General features: G+C 62.1%; 13 protein-coding genes. 7 read left to right on the top strand and 6 right to left on the bottom strand.

The genetic code is table 11. The features are described from left to right. Positions 1-91: 91 nt before the first annotated feature. Entirely contained in the window at positions 92-823 is a 732-nt protein-coding gene (locus JNB89_RS31315; protein WP_220361541.1) for a fucose-binding lectin II, read from the bottom strand. Between the two features lie 368 nt (positions 824-1,191). Between JNB89_RS31315 and JNB89_RS05385 the strand changes: the two genes are divergently transcribed. The 5 genes from JNB89_RS05385 (at position 1,192) to JNB89_RS05365 (ending at position 8,776) form a co-directional block, all read left to right on the top strand. Continuing rightward, positions 1,192-2,421: an acyltransferase family protein gene (locus tag JNB89_RS05385; RefSeq protein ID WP_220361540.1), complete on the top strand. Its 1,230-nt coding sequence runs from the start codon at positions 1,192-1,194 to the stop codon at positions 2,419-2,421. Positions 2,422-2,617: 196 nt separating this feature from the next. Beyond that, positions 2,618-4,867: an ATP-binding protein gene (locus tag JNB89_RS05380; protein WP_220361539.1), complete on the top strand. Its 2,250-nt coding sequence runs from the start codon at positions 2,618-2,620 to the stop codon at positions 4,865-4,867. Between the two features lie 321 nt (positions 4,868-5,188). Continuing rightward, positions 5,189-6,205: an ATP-grasp fold amidoligase family protein gene (locus tag JNB89_RS05375; RefSeq protein ID WP_220361656.1), complete on the top strand. Its 1,017-nt coding sequence runs from the start codon at positions 5,189-5,191 to the stop codon at positions 6,203-6,205. A 260-nt stretch (positions 6,206-6,465) separates the two neighbouring features. Further along, positions 6,466-7,467, top strand: a complete 1,002-nt coding sequence (locus JNB89_RS05370) for a glycosyltransferase family A protein (RefSeq protein WP_013342918.1) — start codon at positions 6,466-6,468, stop codon at positions 7,465-7,467. 85 nt (positions 7,468-7,552) lie between these two features. Further along, complete coding sequence (locus tag JNB89_RS05365; RefSeq protein ID WP_220361538.1) at positions 7,553-8,776, top strand: acyltransferase family protein; 1,224 nt, start codon at positions 7,553-7,555, stop codon at positions 8,774-8,776. 107 nt (positions 8,777-8,883) lie between these two features. On the opposite strand, the gene JNB89_RS05360 is transcribed toward JNB89_RS05365, so the two are convergent. Then, a complete protein-coding gene (locus tag JNB89_RS05360; protein WP_220361537.1) occupies positions 8,884-9,735 on the bottom strand; it encodes an alpha/beta fold hydrolase in 852 nt (283 codons plus the stop codon). Between the two features lie 135 nt (positions 9,736-9,870). Between JNB89_RS05360 and JNB89_RS05355 the strand changes: the two genes are divergently transcribed. Together JNB89_RS05355 and JNB89_RS05350 are read left to right on the top strand one after the other, a co-directional pair. Beyond that, entirely contained in the window at positions 9,871-10,692 is an 822-nt protein-coding gene (locus JNB89_RS05355) for a LysR substrate-binding domain-containing protein (RefSeq protein WP_220361655.1), read from the top strand. A 131-nt stretch (positions 10,693-10,823) separates the two neighbouring features. Continuing rightward, complete coding sequence (locus tag JNB89_RS05350; RefSeq protein ID WP_220361536.1) at positions 10,824-11,747, top strand: ATP adenylyltransferase family protein; 924 nt, start codon at positions 10,824-10,826, stop codon at positions 11,745-11,747. Between the two features lie 62 nt (positions 11,748-11,809). Here JNB89_RS05350 and JNB89_RS05345 read toward each other — a convergent pair whose 3' ends face one another. The 4 genes from JNB89_RS05345 to JNB89_RS05330 are packed head-to-tail and all read right to left on the bottom strand — an operon-like array spanning position 11,810 to position 15,331. Continuing rightward, positions 11,810-12,877 (bottom strand): MxaL protein, encoded by a 1,068-nt coding sequence (locus JNB89_RS05345; RefSeq protein WP_431026577.1) that lies wholly within the window; start codon positions 12,875-12,877, stop codon positions 11,810-11,812. Then, positions 12,874-13,443: a tetratricopeptide repeat protein gene (locus JNB89_RS05340; RefSeq protein ID WP_220361535.1), complete on the bottom strand. Its 570-nt coding sequence runs from the start codon at positions 13,441-13,443 to the stop codon at positions 12,874-12,876. Before JNB89_RS05340 ends, JNB89_RS05345 begins: the two co-directional genes overlap by 4 nt. Then, on the bottom strand, positions 13,440-14,420 hold the full coding sequence (locus JNB89_RS05335) for a vWA domain-containing protein (protein WP_220361534.1): 981 nt from the start codon (positions 14,418-14,420) through the stop codon (positions 13,440-13,442). The genes JNB89_RS05340 and JNB89_RS05335 overlap by 4 nt, the downstream gene beginning before the upstream one ends. Before the next feature lie 14 nt (positions 14,421-14,434). Further along, positions 14,435-15,331, bottom strand: coding sequence for a calcium incorporation protein MxaA (locus JNB89_RS05330; protein WP_431026580.1), 897 nt, complete (start codon positions 15,329-15,331; stop codon positions 14,435-14,437). Positions 15,332-15,397: the final 66 nt, after the last annotated feature.

Below are 15,397 nucleotides of genomic sequence, written 5' to 3'. Positions count from 1 at the left end.
ATAACAAAGCGTAAGCCTGGCAATTGTGCAGCCACTGAAAAAGCCCGGCCGTGCACGTGCTCGGCCGGGCGATTGCCCGCCTGGCGAACGATCAGCCAAGCGGCCAGTTCAGCACGACAAGGCTATCGTTGTAGTCGTTGTCCGTGCCGTCTTCCGAGCCGACCAGACCAAAATACGTCTTCTTGAAGATGTCGACCTGGCGCGAGCCCAGTTTCGAAGGTTTGCCGTTTGCCGACACAACGACTTTCACCTTGCCCTTGCCCGAATTCAGCACCTGCGTCTGCAGGTTCTTGTCCTGCGTGCCGTTGCCCTGGAAAGTCGCTGCGGGCGTCGGGTTGTCGTCGACGTAGACGGCAATGGTCTGCTCGGCCGCGGAATTCACGAGCGCAGTCACACCAAACGCGATATTCGCCGGCAGATTGAACACACCGTCGCGCTCGCCGCCGCCCGCCGGCTGAGGCTCCGGTTGCGGCTGCGCCGTTGCCTTCGCAAAGTAAGTGACGACGCAACCGATGCCCAGATTCGACGCGCCCGCCGGCAGCACCCCGGGGGCGCCCGCCCACGTAACCGTGCACGCAGCGATTTGCCCGCTCGCGTCCGTTTTCACCTTGTTCATCCAGCTGCCCACGTCGAAGCTATACGGCGAGACGGAAATGTGAACGAACACGTCGTACGCGGAGAGCTTCTCAGTCAGCTGCGTGGTCATGAATTGGCGCATTCGGTCCACCACTGCCTGCGCACCGTTGGCCTGCACTGCGGATGCATCGGTCGCGGCCTGCTGCAAAAGAGCATACAGATCGTCATGAGTGAATGGCTGTTGCATGTCGTTCCTCGTCTATGGAGTGCGCTGCGCTGAAAAGCGACCCTGCTGAGTGGCCGCTCGATCCCGCCGCGTAGGGTTGTGGTGGAACGATGCACGTCGCATCTGGCGCACGTCTGGCCTTGCACGCGCCGCCCTTTTGCTTCTTCATCGTCCCGCGACGCAGATTACGGTTGCCCGACGCATTAGCTAACTCCTTCTCCGGACAGCTACTCAAACGCGGCGCGCACCGTTATCATCAGACGATTGCGGCGCTCGGCGCAAATTGCCCTTTTCCCGCATAAAAGGTAGGAACTTCCGCAAAACGCATCAGGTCCACGGTCGTCGGGCCGCCAGTCGGGCGGCCTCGAATATCGAGGAGGATGTGTCCAATGAAAGAAGGGCGTGTTGCCGCGCTCGATCTCGGTCGAGCGCTTGCGATCGTCGGTGTCGTTGCAGTGCACCTGTCGTTTCAGTTCCCTCATCTGCCGCATGGCGTTGCGATAGTCGCGCGTATGGGGCAGTACGGCGTGCAGTTGTTTTTCGTGATCAGCGCGATCACCATCTTCATGACACTCGAAGCGGAATTCGGGCGTTGCACCGGCGCGCCACACGTCACGCTGCGCTTCTATATCAAGCGCTTCTTTCGCATCGCGCCGATGTACTACGCGGCAATCGTCGTTTATGGCCTGATCAGTTATGGCGCGGCACAATCGGGCTACGAGCGCGCATGGGTGCTCGGCGCACACGGCGCGACGGACATTATGCTCAACGTACTGTTTCTGCATGCGCTCTCGCCCACTGCAATCAATAATGTCGTGCCGGGAGGATGGTCGATCGGCGTGGAGATGCTGTTCTATCTGATCGCACCGCTACTGTTTTTTGTGGCAATGAACCGTCTGCGCCTGTTGATCGCGACGCTGCTGCTTGCGTTGTCGATGGTTGCGTTGTCCACCAATGCATGTCGCGGCGGCCTCGTTTGCCATGTGAGCAACAACTCGTTCAGTTATTTCTGGCCGCCGGTGCAAGGGCCATGCTTTATTGTTGGCATGTGGGCGTGGTACGCGTTCCGTTCGTATCTCACCGGAGCGGCAAGCGTTACACGCCGTGCCTCTTGCGCGATGTTCGCGCTCGCTGCGGGCTTCTCGCTCGCGACGGCCGCGCTCGGGGTGTGGCTTGCCAGGGCGCACGAACTCGCGCCGTTTTTCGCCGCGTGCAGCGCGGTCGCGTTCCTGCTGTTCGTGTGTTCGCGCAGGGGTCAACGCACTGACCAAGCCAACGGCGAAGGTGCTGGAGAACCTCGTGCAACGCGCAGCAGCCAGTTCGCCGGCACGCTCGTGCGCCGCTGCACCAGCGCACTCGGCCGCGAAAGCTACGGAATCTATCTGTGGCACTTCATCTGCGTTTATGCCACGTTGCACTTCTTTCAGGCCACGTTCGGGCAAAGCGATCGCGAGAGCTCGCTCGTGCTCTTCATTGCGACGTTGCTCGCCGTACTGGCAATGTCGTATGGATTCTCCCGCTTCTTCGAGCGGGTGATTCAGGACCGCGCAACCCGCGTCTCGCGTACGCTCCTCGCCCGTCTGGATCGGCGCTTTGACAACAACCCGCGAAGCCTGTAAAAGCGACCAGGCACGCGCTTTGCTGCCCATGCGGGTTGGCTTGGCAGAGGCGGCGTGTCCGCCCACCCCGTTTGCGCTGCAAGTCTCGACTGTGCGGCCAAGGCCGCACCGTTGCTCCGTGCAACACATATTCCGGCATTACAACCGGCGGGGTAAGTTCTTCGAAAGAAGGCTTGCCTTGCCATGGCAGTCAAAGATGCTCACTAGCACCCAGCCGTCTCATGAGGACGCGCACGACTCAGGCCATTTTGTCCAGTTCTACGAATCCGACGCGGGTTTGACAGAAGATGTGGGCGCCTTTCTGCTGCGCGCATTGAACACGGGCGGCACCGCAATCGCGATCGCCACTGCGGACCATATCGCGTCGCTCGGCTCGTGGCTGCATGCCGGACAGACCGCGTCCATGGAGTGCGATACATACGACCGGCTGATCCTGCTCGACGCGCACGCCACGCTTGAGCGCTTCATGGTGAACGGCTGGCCGGACGAAACCTTGTTTGTCTCGACGGTTGGCGCGCTCGTCGCGAATGCGGCGCAGCGCGGGCAGCCGCTGCACGCATTTGGCGAGATGGTGGCCATTCTCTGCGAGCAGGGACTTGGAGAAGCCGCCCTGCAGCTCGAGGAATTCTGGAACCGTCTTGGCGAGCATCATCGCTTCTCGCTTTTTTGCGGCTATCCTGGCAGTCTGTTTCCAGGCGCGGAGCACACGCAGCTCTTTCGCCATATCTGCCACGCGCATCATCACGTGCTGCCTGGCAGCCCGTTGCGCGACGCCGGCAACAAGGAACTGCATCTGCGGCTCGCATTGGCCGAGCAGCGCGCGAGATCGCTGGAAGATGAAATGAAGCGCCGAAGAACCGCCGAACATCAACGCGACGCGGTTCTGATGAATTCCCCGGTGGCCTCTGCACTGCTTCTCGGCGACACGCACACATTCCAGCTTGCGAATCCGCGCTACATGGACATGGTGAATCGCGACGACCTGATCGGCCGCGCGTATCTCGACGCGTTTCCTCACGAACGTGGCGGGCCTATTGCCGCGGCGCTCGCGCAGGTATCGGCGCACGGCGTGCCCATCGTGCACGAAGAATATCGGACCAACGATACGCGCGATCCGCTTTCAACGCGCGCCTATACGCTGCATTTCGAGCCGTTGCGCGCGTCGTCGGGCAAAGTCGAGGGCGTCATTCTCAGTGCAGTTGAAGTGACGGGATACGTACGTGCCCGCGAGACGCTTGAACGATCCCGCGCAGACCGGGAAGCCCTGCTTTCAGAATTGCGCCAGGCGAACGGCGCAAAAGACGAGTTTCTTGCGATGCTCGGACATGAGTTGCGCAATCCGCTCGCGCCGATTGTCAGCGCGCTGGAACTGATGGGTCGGCACGGCTCGGACTCGAGTTCGCGCGAGCGCGCGGTCATTCAACGCCACGTCGACCATCTGTTGCGCCTCGTGGACGATCTGCTCGACGTTGCGCGCATTATCCGCGGCAATGTCGAGCTGAACAGGCAACTGATCGACGTGCGCGAAGTGGTGGAAAAGGCGGTGGAAATGACGAGCGTACTCATGCAGCAACGCGCTCATCGATTGAAACTCGACGTGGATCCGACACTGCAATGTATGGCCGATCCGACGCGGCTCGCGCAGGTGATCTCCAATCTGCTCATCAACGCGGGCAAATACACCGAAGCGGGCGGAGAAATCACCGTCAGCGCCACGGGCAGCGACGCGAACACCATCCGCATCGGCGTGCGGGATAACGGCATCGGCATTGCGCCCGACGTATTGCCGCGCGTTTTCGATACCTTTTATCAAGGCAAGCAGACAATCGATCGTGCCGAAGGCGGCCTCGGCATCGGCCTCGCGCTCGTCAAGAACTTCGTGAAACTGCACGGCGGCCACGTCGAAGCAGCGAGCGACGGCCCAGGCCGCGGCAGCCAGTTCACGGTCGTATTGCCGCGCGCACCGTCGCCGGTCCTGGCCGCTAGCGGAAAAGACGAAATACGCATTGCGCCGCCCGCATCACTCGTCTTGCCGCACCCGCAGAAAGACTCAGGCACACTTGAACGGCGCATTCTGCTCGTCGACGATAACGTCGACGCCGCGGACGCACTGGCCGAACTGCTCAGAAGCTACGGCCACTCGGTGAAGACCGCCTACGATCCCACCACGGCGCTCGAGGAGGCGGCCAGGTTCCGCCCCGCTATCTCCGTGCTCGATATCGGCCTGCCTGTTATGGACGGATATGAACTCGCCCGGCAATTGCGGGCACGCGCGGTCGACTGGCAATGCGTGCTGGTTGCGTTGACCGGTTACGGCCAGAATGCGGACCGCGAACGCAGCCGCGCGGCCGGCTTCGATCATCATTTCGTCAAACCACTGCGGCCCGCAGATCTGCTCGAAGTAATCGACCGCCTTTCCATTGACGACTCCGGCGAAGTTCGATAAACGCCAATAACACGCGCACATTCGCGAAGTAAAAATCATTCGCTGATTAGCCGCTTTACGCTGTCTGCTTCGGCCACTTCCTTTCGACTCCCAAACGTTTTGCAAGCGCACCGCCGCTTTCAAATCATTCGAATACGGGACGCATAGCCCGTCGATAACCCTCCCTCAGAAACGGCCAGTTTCATGGGATTGGGCCAAAACACCTTCGTTTAGCGACGTCGTCAATTACGCCAGGTGCGCTGCGTTAACCTCGCATTGTGATACATCGGCAAGCCTCCCCGGGCTCTGGATGTAGTGCGAATAACCGACAGGACTCGAAAAATGACGACGACCAACTCAGTGCAGTTTACGGGTGAAGCCGGCACGTCCGTGCCGCAGCAGGAAGTGCGAATCGCAGAGCGTACCGCGCCGGCTCGCCGGCAGTCGACTCTGCGTAAAGTAAGGGAAGCAGCCAAGTCGCTGCTGCCTGCGCCCCTGTTCCTGGCCTTGTTGCATCACAAGGAAATAGGCCGCTATCCCAACCTGTTCAACCCCACCACTTTCAACGAGAAGATCTTGCAGAAAAGCCTGCGGCCCGACCCGTGGTTCGCGGAGCTGACCGACAAGCTCACGGTGCGTGAGTATGTCGCGAGAAAGCTGGGAGAAAGACATGTAATACCGCTGCTGGCGGCCCCGGACGTCTTTACGAGAGAAGTATTCGACGCGTTGCCCAACTCTTTCGTCATGAAAGCGAACCACGGCAGCAGCTATGTGGAGGTGGTGAGAGACAAATCGGCGCGCTCATTCGAACAACTACGAGAACTCGCTGATTACTGGCTCACGCTCGACTTCTACAAGATTGCGCGGGAAAAACACTACCGGCAAATCAAGCCGCGCATCTTCCTCGAACAACTGTTGCTGGACAGTAGCGACCAGATTCCCGCCGACTACAAACTGCACTGCTTCGGCGGACGAAGCGGGCGGCCGCTCATTTACATTCTGGTGATTTCAGACCGCTTCGGCGCGAATACGCGCGGCGATATTTACGACGCCGCCTGGAATCATCTCGACATGGCCATTGGCGCCTACAAACCGAGCCCAACACCCGCGCCGCGCCCCGAGAATCTGGACGCTATTCTGGCTGCGGCAAGAAAGCTCTCTGAGGACTTCGACTATGTTCGCGTGGACCTGTACGCGCCGGACAATGAGCTCTTTTTCGGCGAGCTGACTTTCACGCCTGGCGCGGGCGTGCTGCCCTTCACACCGGACCGGGTTGACTACGAGTGGGGGAAACTCGTGCCCGATGCATTCCTGTCCGCGCGACCGCCTTTACCGACTCCTGCCAGCAGTACGGCGTAGCGCTTGCCGATTTTTCGGCAAGTTTGTCGCGAGCCGGCGCGCCGCACTGGCGCGTTGTCCCGGCTTTACCGAAGCACGCGCTGAGCCGCAGAAAGCTGTGTTATCGACCGCACATATCGCATTACGTTTGTTGGCGGCGCAACGAACGGAAAGGTAAATTGATTTGTGCCAGTTCGGCAGATATCCGTGCAACCGGATGCGCCGACGCGGACGATTATTGCCGCTACCTTGCGGTTTCGGTTTACGACAGGTGAAGAGATATGCAAAACGTGACGATCGTCATCTGCAATTACAACTACGGCCGCTTTCTCGCCCAGGCAATCGACTCGGCACTTGCCCAGGACTATCCCGCAACGCAGGTACTGGTGATTGACGACGGATCGACAGACGGCTCGCGAGACATTATTGAAAGCTACGGCAGCCGCATCAAATCGCTCTACAAGCAGAACGGCGGTCAGGTCTCCGCTTATAACGACGCGGTAAATATGATCGACACGGAATTCGTCATGCTGCTCGATTCCGACGATCTGTTGTATGCGCATGCGGTTTCCAAAGTCATGCACAAGTTCGAGACCGGCAATTTCGTCAAGGTGCAATTCCGGCTCGACGTTATCGACCGGGCGGGCAAAGCTTCCGGCAGTTACGTGCCGCATTCGGCGGCTCCAAAAGACTGCGGCAGCCTGCTGCGCCAGGGGTGGTTGTATCCGTCTCCGCCGGCCTCGGGCAATGCATATCGGACCAGCGCATTGCGAAAGATTTTTCCTGTGCCGGAAGCCAACATCAATCGTTACGGGGCAGACTTCTATGCGATATACGGCGTTGCGCTGCTCGGAGCCGTCGCGACCATTTGCGAGTCGCTCGGCGCATACCGCGTGCATCGCACCGAACACGCGGGAATTGATTTCGCAAACTCGGAAAGCAGCGACAAGGCGCCAAAGGCATTGACCAAACGTTGGGCGATTCTCCGGCAGATGGCACGCGCGCGCCTCGGCATTGAACTACCGCTGTCGTTCTATGATTTTTCGCTCGAGAAGTCGCACTTTTGTTCTGCCGTCTATCAGGCGCCGTTCACGAAGCGTTGGAAGTGGGTGAGCCGCCAGTCGCACAGCTATTTTCGCTCGATAGTCGGCAACCCGTTCTGGAGCTACAAGAAGAAGATTGGCACGCTCGCTTTATCGAGTCTCTGCCTCTTGCCTTTTTCCGCACTTTCCGATTTCGCCGTTCGTTATATTGCCAACCCTCTTGCGCGGCGTCGCCTTTAGCGATCCGAAATGATTCGCCGCTTGCTACCGCATTGCGGCGAAACGCAATTCCTTCTGCGTAACCCCATCTTGCGTGGACATGATGATGAACAAGTTCGTGGGTCTCGACGTGCTTCGCTTTGCACTGGCCGTTTATCTGATGGTCTTTCACTCGATACATCAGTACCCCCAGTACGTGACCTTGCCGCTCGTCGAATTGGCCAATCTCGGTGGATTTGCCACCAGTTCATTTTTCATTCTGTCTGGCTTCATTCTCGCCCACGTCTACTTCGGTCGCACGACGGAACTGCGCGGCGGCACGCGCGAGTTCTTCGTGAAGCGCCTGTCCAACCTTTACCCGGTGCATCTGATCGCTCTGGTACTGGTGCTGCTCGTCTCCGTCGCAGGCACGCGAGGATTCCACCAGTTCGCGCTCATGACGCTCGACGATGGCGAGCATTTCGTCACGCTAGGTTCGACCGAAACGATCGTCAACTTCGTTCTGAACCTGTTCCTGCTACAAGTGTGGAATCCGCTGTATGGGTCGGTGAATCCGCCGTCATGGTCGCTCGCAACGCTGTTCTTTTTCTATCTGGCCTTTCCGTTCGTCGCGCCGCGCGTTCTCCAGGCACGCAACAAGGTCCGGCTTCTATTCGTGCTGTGGGTGCTCTATCTGATCCCGCCTGTGGTCGCGACGCTGATGCACTGGTACGGTCCCGTTGCTGTGGGCATCGTCATGCGCAACCCGGTGCTGCGCCTGCCTGAGTTTCTCGTCGGCATCGCCGTATACGGACTCTTTCGCGAGGGACAGTTCGATGCGCTATACGAGAGCCGGGCGAAGATTGGTGCCGCGTTGCTGGTGTTTGCAGGCTCTTTCGCGGTGGCGGCATGGCTCGAGTCACATGGCTCGCTCAGCACACGCTACGTCGTTCACAACGGCGCATTGATGCCCGCCGAGGTGCTGCTCGTCATCGTCTTTGCAGGACTCGCGGTTCCGTCGCGATTCGCCGCCCTGGCCACTCGCCTTGGCAACTCCGCGCTTTCGATCTTCGCGATTCATGTCCCGATATTTCTCGTTCTGATCAAGGTGCTGAAGCTGCTTTCCATTGGCAAGTCGCCGCTGTGGTGCGCGGCGCACTTCTCCGAGTGCGTCGCGGCGTCGAAAGAAGTCGCACCCAGTATGGCGACGTATCCGCTCTATCTGATCGGAACGGTGATTGCGGCCGTATATTTCCAGGAGCGGCTGGTCGCTCCGTTGAGAGACTGGATTCGCGGCCGACTCCTCACGACGAGGCCACGCGCACCGGCGGCCGGCGCGAGAAGTCTCTGAGCAATCGGGCCGCGTCAGGGCCCACCAAGGCCAACGAGCCCGGCAGGCCCAACATGCGCAGCAGGCGTCAAGATGCGGCAGGCGGCTCAGCGTTGCCAAGCCGCCGCTCAGAAGCTCGCAAACGAATGTACCAGCCGGTTAAACGCACCCGCGTTGGACACGTTCATGCCGTGCGACGCGCCCGCAATGGTCTGCCGCTCGGCGTAGTCGATCCACTGCGCGAGCTTCTCGACGTTATTGCGGAACATCCGCGGGCTGCGTTGCCCTTCGATCAGCAGCGTTCTGCATTGCACAGCGCGCGCCGCCTCGCGTGAATACGCGGGCAGCGGATCGCGAAACTGCTTGGGCAGGGTGGCCGCGTTATCGGCGGCCATCGTGCGAAAAGCAACCGAACTCTTGCGCCACGAGCCAGGCGCACTCACGGAGTCGACGAACAGTTCGAGCCCCGCGTCGATTTCGCCGCCTTCGATCAGTTCAGCCACGCGCGCACGCAGCGCGTTGGTCGCAGCGGGCAGCGACGCCTCGGCCATGCCGTCGATCTGCAACGGACCGCCGGGGTCCGCGAGCGTGAGCGTCTTCACGAGGCGCGGGTATTCGCGCGCGACGTGGAATGCCACGCACCCGCCACGCGAATGGCCGACCAGATGGACCGGCGCGATAGCAAGCGCCTCGATGAACTCGGCCAGTTCCGCCACATGCGACTGCCAGCCGAATTCGCCCTGAATACAAGCCTCGCCAGCCGGCCAATAATGGCTCAGGCTCACCGAAATGCAGCGAAAATGCGCCGAAAGTGCCGCCGTCTGCGCGCTCCAGTAGCGGTAGTCGCACAGCGAGCCGTGCACGAATACGAGCGGCTCCCCTTCTCCACACTCGACGTAGGGCACGCAAATGCCGGAGGCAATGGTCGCAAACGAGAGTTCGGGCGCGGCAAGCAGGGAAAAGTCGGTTCGGGCGTTCATACACTGGCTCCTTTGCCAGCACTATGCCGCAGGTCAACATTTAAGAAAATCGCGTAATATTGATGGGATCCATCTGTTTTTCTGATATCAACCGTGAACGCCCCCTTCAAAGCCCTCGATCTGGACGTGATGACCATGATCGTCACCGTGGCCGACGCCGGCAACATCAGCCGTGCGGCGGAGCTCGTGCACCGGTCCCAGTCGGCTGTCAGCATGCAGATCAAGACGCTCGAAGCCGCACTCGGCAAGCCGCTCTTCGTGCGCAAGCCGAGGAGCGTGCTGCCCACCCAGGACGGCGAAGTGCTGCTCGCCTACGCGCGCCGCATGCTGGCCTTGCGCGACGAAGCGTGGGCGGCCGTGGTGCGGCCCGACGTGACTGGGCGCGTGAGCATCGGCGTGCCGGACGACTACGCGTCGTCGCTGCTGCCGCCCATTCTCAAGAAATTTTCCGCCACCTATCCAAAGGTGGAGATTCGGGTAGTCGGCCTGCCGAGCGTGGCGCTCGCGCCCATGGTGAAAGACGGTTCCGTCGATCTGGTCTGCGCGACGCGCGTGAAGGGTCTGTCCGGAGAATTCCTGCGGCTCGAGCCGATGGTGTGGGCCGCATCGCCGAGCGCGCACGACATCTGGCGCGAGAGGCCCTTGCCGATTGCCGTGTTCCTGCCGGGCAGCGTGGCCCGCGAGAATGCGATCCGCAGCCTCGAACATGCGGGAATCAGCTATCGCACCTCGTATGAAAGCCCGAGTTTGATGGGGCTGGTGTCGATGGCCGAAGCGGGACTCGCCGTGGTCCCGCTCGCCCAGTGCGCGGTGCCCGCGCACTTCGCGCTCCTTGGCCAGGCGCAAGGCTTGCCGGAAATCGCGGCGCTCGAAGTGGTGCTCGCGAGAAGCACGGCCTCCAAACGCCCGCCGTGCGATTTTCTTGCCGAGAAGATCATCGCTGAATTGCGGCGCTAGGCTGCCGCTACACGTGTGGCCGCGAGGGCGACAATGACCGCGGCGCAGGTTGGGAGACACGCGGCACGACACTCCACGGCAAGTGTATAAAGACAGCTGCACGTCGCGCCGAACCCAAGCCGCCCATTCTGATGAACACGCCCTCTCGCACGCCGCCCCACAACCTGTGGCCCGCCATCTTGCGCCAGACCCGGCATGCGCTCGCGTGCGGCGCGCTGCACCCCATACAAACCAGCCGCACGACGATTGAAGACGGCGGTGTGCGCTTTGTGATCCGGCAAGTATCGAGTCTGGAACGCAAGGAACGGGACGCACAGCAACGCAAGACAGAAGCGGCCGGCAGCTTCACGACCAACCCGTTCCTGCCCTGCGACCGTAATCTTTTCGTCGCCGATATCTCCGACACGCATCTCGTTCTGCTCAACAAGTTCAACGTGCTCGACCACCATCTGCTGGTGGTGACACGCCGCTTCGAGTCGCAGGAGAACCTGCTGAACCTGGCGGACTTTCGCGCACTGTTCGCTTGCATCACGCAGTTCGAGGGCCTCGGGTTTTACAACGGCGGTACGGCCGCAGGCGCGAGTCAGCCTCACAAGCACCTGCAGATCGTGCCGCTGCCGCTCGACGAAAGCGCGCCTGATGTACCGATCGAGGCGCTGCTTGCGAAGGCGCCCGAGAATGATGCAACGGTCTGCACGGTGCCCGGCCTTGGATTTGCACATGCGTTTGCACGCCTCGATGCGAAGCTCGCCGGCCGGCCGCTCGAACTGGCGGCCAGCGCATTGGACAAGTACCTGCATCTGCTCGATGCAACGGGTCTGCACGCCGTCGACGTAAACGGCGAAGCACGGCAATCGGCGCCCTACAATCTGCTCGTGACCACGCGATGGATGATGCTCGTGCCTCGCCGCGCCGAAGTTGCCGAGGGTATTGCAGTCAACGCGCTCGGGTTTGCGGGCTCGCTGTTCGTTCGCAACGACATGCAGATGCAAACCATCCGGGAACTCGGTCCGATGACTCTGCTGCTGCGCGTCGCGGGAAATATGGGGGACTAGCCTTGGCGCCGCGCGAGTGGTTTTTTGCAGGGGTTTCGGGTCAGGTCGGACGGTCAACTACCTCATTCGACGTACTCGCCGCTTTGCTGGACCGCGCGGCCGTCTCTGCCCGCATGTCGTAATCGAGCTGTAGAAGCGCCTCGCGCCAAACTATCCGATTGTCCAACAGGCTCCGCGCGCGAACGCAAACGCAAACGAAAACGCCAGTGCCTCCGCACCGACGAAACAGCACTCTCTGGCATGAAGCGCCACACCAGCAGCAGTAACGCGAGGACTGCCGGGCACCAGCGCAGGTCGGTGGGCACCGTTTCACGCCGACTGAGCCGCTCATCCAGCAGCGCATCGCGCAGGGACTCGGCGTCGATCATGCGGCGATAGTTGAAGCCGACCTGCGCCGCCACCGTCGCCAGATAATGCCCCTGCAACGCGGACAATTCCTCATGACTCGCCGCATGCGTTGCGGACGCATGCATCTGCGGAACCTGCACGACCTCGTCCGCCTGCCAGTAGCCGATGCGGTTGCCGTGCGCGTCGCTGCGCGGAATCGGCGCTGGCTGATCGCCGCCAACGCCGATCAGCCAGCCTTTCACGCGAGCGGGGTTGATGTCCTGCTTGAGCGCGTCGGAAGGCAGCAGCGGCGGCGCCTCCTGCCCATCGGTCACGAACGCCACGGCCGTGCTGCTGCCTAGCGCCTGCGCCACACGAACCGCCGAATAGACACCGCCCTCGGCAATACGACTGTAGTTGGTCCAGCGCATCTGCCCGTCGATCCGGTCGAGCGACGCGAGCAGCGCGTCGTAGTTCGCGCAGACTTCGACGGGCGGCAGCAGCAAGAAACTGCGCTGTCCGGTAAACGCGCTCCAGCCGATCTTCGAGCCGCACGGCAATTGTCCGAGCGCGTCGCGCATTGCTGCGCGAGCAAACGCGAGCCGGCTCACCGGCGCGCCGTTGCGCACCGTGTCCTCCACGTTCATGCTCTGCGTGATATCGAACGTGACGACGTAGCTGCTGACATTGCGCGGCAGCGGCACCGGCGGCAAGACGAGCGCGAGAAGCAGCAGCACGAGCGCTGCGGCCGTCGTCCAGTGACGCCCCGCGAACATGCCCCGCATGCGTGTGCCGAGGCTCACGGCAGGTCCTTGCTTTCCGGATCGCGAACCTTCACGTCGTGCTGCTCCTTGATGTCGGGCGCACTGGAAGCCGAACGCGTCTCGGGCACGAGCCACAATGCACGTTCGAGGTTGTAGCGCCCGTCCCAATCGTCCGGTGCGATGCGCAACAGGCTGCGGTAGCGTGCCTTCGCCTCCTCGACCGTCGCGAGCGATTCGACTGCGCCCGCCGCGCCGTGCCCGATGCCCTGGCGCAGGTACAGATTGCCGAGGTCGAACAACGCCGCACGCCCGGTGTCGCTTTCAGGTTGCTCGCGAATCAGCGACTCGAACAACGGGCCTGCCGTATCGTAAGCACCCTGTCTGGACAGCGCGATTGCGCGCGCAAGTCTCACTTGCGGCGCATCGTCCATGCGCCCCGTTCCGTGCGACGGCTCTTTCGGCGCGGCGTTGCCGGTGGCCGCAAGGGCGGCAACCGTCAGGTTCACCTGCTCCGCTTGCCGCAGGCGAAGCCAGTCATACGCGGCCACGGCCGCGCAGCATAGCGCGACGGTTGCGAAGATCATATGCACCGACGCGCGCTTCATGACCACACCCGAACCTGAAAGAGCCGCAAGCCGATGAGCGCCACGCAACCCGCAAGCGCAACGGCAAAGCAATACGCGCTCAGATCCTCGCGCGGCAAACGCTCGACAAACGTGGTCTGCACACTCTGCTGACGGTTGATCTCGGCCATCGCGTCCCTCATTGCTTTTGCATTGCCCGTCTGGAACAGACGATAAGGTGTCTTGAGCGAAAGAAAGTAGCGGTGCAATTCGGCTTCTGCCGACGAGTCGTTCGCAGGTAGAGCGGCATTCAGATCCGGGCTGTAAACGCTGCTGCGAAGATAGATGAAGTACAGCGCGATCTGGTTGCGCAGCAGGCCCTCTTCTATCAGTTGCCGCACGCGCGCGCTGAGTTTCGCGCCGCCGTCGGACACCAGCACGATTGCACGGCGGCTCGACGAGTGCGACCCGTTGAACTCGTCTATTGCCGTCAGCAGCCCGAGATCAAGCTGCGTGTCGGGCATGCCGCGGCCCACGGCCGTACCGGCAATGGCCGCGTCGATTGCGCGATGGTCGTAGGTAAACGGCATGGCCAGTAACGGGCTCGTGCCGAACATCATGAACGCGAGCCGGTCGTTCGGTCGCTGCGCGACGAACTCCGTCAGCGAAGCGCGCGCCACCTTGTTCTTCGATTCCCCCGCGCTCACCTCCACGCCCTTGCTCTCGATCGGCTCGTCCATGCTCGCACTGCGGTCCATCAGAAGGATGATCTGGGCGCCGCTGCCCGTGCGCGACACCTCGCGCGGAGAACGGCCGGGGCCTGCCAGACCGCTCACGATCGCAAGCATCGCCAGCACCGCACAGCCCTTGGCGAGCGCGCCGATCCAGCGTCCGGCGCGATCGTCCGGCAGCCATGCGATCCACGAAAACGTCAGCGTGTCCGCGCGACGCGGCAGTAGCGGCAGCAATGCGAGCGGCAACAGTACGAGCAGCCAGGGGTGGGCGAAATCGAGCGCCATAGTGTTCCCCGCGCTCACCGCTGATGACGCTGTTCCGCGCGATACAGCGCCTCGCACAGGCTGCGCAGCGGATACACGTCGGCGCCCGGAGCGGACATAAAGAAGCGCTCCGCGGATTGCCGATAGAACTGCTCCAGTTGCGCACGCAACGGTTGCAGATACGGCGCCCGAACGAAGAGGCCCGGCAGCGAACCGGCGTGGACGACGTGTCCCGCCGTTTCGTTCAGCGCGCGATGCAGGCACAGCCATCCGTCCGCAGAAGCCTGCGCGTCCGGGCCGGTGGAAGGCCGCATGCGCCGCATCTGCCGCCATGCACGGGCAAACGGCAGGCGCGCCGACTCGCGCGCATTGCGCCACCACCACCAGCCGGCCCAGCACAGAAGCGTGAGCAACGACAACCCGCCGGCAATGCTCGCCTGCCGGCGCAACGGCGCAGTCGGCACGGGCGCGGCGAGCCGGTCAGGCCGCAGCGCTTGCAGGTCGCCCGCATTGAACGGATTGGCAGGAGTGGCGGGACCGATGCTGAGCGGCCACTGCGCAACTTGCAGCGTTGCACCCGACGACGATGCAAGCGTCAACGCCGGCAACGCGATTTGCGCGAGCGCAGCCGGCACGTTGACGACCTGATAATCGATCGCCATCCAGCGGCGGCCGTCGCTGTCGGTTTCGGTGCGAACACGCCGACGCTCGAGCCACACGTCGGTGCGCCCGAGCGAGGGCGGCGTCACGGAACCGACATCATGGCTCTCGTCTTGCAGCAGTATGCGTTGTGTGAGAACGTCGCCGAGCAGATAGCCGAAGGCGCGCGGTTGCTGCACCGTCGGCTGAAAAGTGGCGCCGCTGGCCGTGTTGCCGGCTGCCGCGAGGTTCATGGACGGCAGCAGCGCGGGCAGAAGCAGGACAGCGACCATCACCGCGGCCCGCAAGCCGCGTAGTGAACCGCGCAGCGAACCGTGCAGCAAACCGCGCAGCAAACC

Source organism: Paraburkholderia phenoliruptrix, from assembly GCF_019511605.1.
Taxonomy (GTDB): domain Bacteria; phylum Pseudomonadota; class Gammaproteobacteria; order Burkholderiales; family Burkholderiaceae; genus Paraburkholderia; species Paraburkholderia phenoliruptrix_A.
The sequence above is the reverse complement of the archived record's forward strand: the minus strand, read 5'-3'. Positions and strand labels throughout refer to the sequence as shown.

Excerpts from the sequence above, each read along its gene's own strand:
- JNB89_RS05370 (WP_013342918.1), top strand. The coding sequence starts at position 6,466 with ATGCAAAACGTGACGATCGTCATCTGCAATTACAACTACGGCCGCTTT.
- JNB89_RS05365 (WP_220361538.1), top strand. The coding sequence starts at position 7,553 with ATGAACAAGTTCGTGGGTCTCGACGTGCTTCGCTTTGCACTGGCCGTT.
- JNB89_RS05360 (WP_220361537.1), bottom strand. The coding sequence starts at position 9,735 with ATGAACGCCCGAACCGACTTTTCCCTGCTTGCCGCGCCCGAACTCTCG.
- JNB89_RS05380 (WP_220361539.1), top strand. The coding sequence starts at position 2,618 with ATGCTCACTAGCACCCAGCCGTCTCATGAGGACGCGCACGACTCAGGC.
- JNB89_RS05350 (WP_220361536.1), top strand. The coding sequence starts at position 10,824 with ATGAACACGCCCTCTCGCACGCCGCCCCACAACCTGTGGCCCGCCATC.
- JNB89_RS05385 (WP_220361540.1), top strand. The coding sequence starts at position 1,192 with ATGAAAGAAGGGCGTGTTGCCGCGCTCGATCTCGGTCGAGCGCTTGCG.
- JNB89_RS05330 (WP_431026580.1), bottom strand. The coding sequence starts at position 15,331 with ATGGTCGCTGTCCTGCTTCTGCCCGCGCTGCTGCCGTCCATGAACCTC.
- JNB89_RS05375 (WP_220361656.1), top strand. The coding sequence starts at position 5,189 with ATGACGACGACCAACTCAGTGCAGTTTACGGGTGAAGCCGGCACGTCC.
- JNB89_RS05355 (WP_220361655.1), top strand. The coding sequence starts at position 9,871 with ATGATCGTCACCGTGGCCGACGCCGGCAACATCAGCCGTGCGGCGGAG.
- JNB89_RS05340 (WP_220361535.1), bottom strand. The coding sequence starts at position 13,443 with ATGAAGCGCGCGTCGGTGCATATGATCTTCGCAACCGTCGCGCTATGC.
- JNB89_RS05335 (WP_220361534.1), bottom strand. The coding sequence starts at position 14,420 with ATGGCGCTCGATTTCGCCCACCCCTGGCTGCTCGTACTGTTGCCGCTC.
- JNB89_RS31315 (WP_220361541.1), bottom strand. The coding sequence starts at position 823 with ATGCAACAGCCATTCACTCATGACGATCTGTATGCTCTTTTGCAGCAG.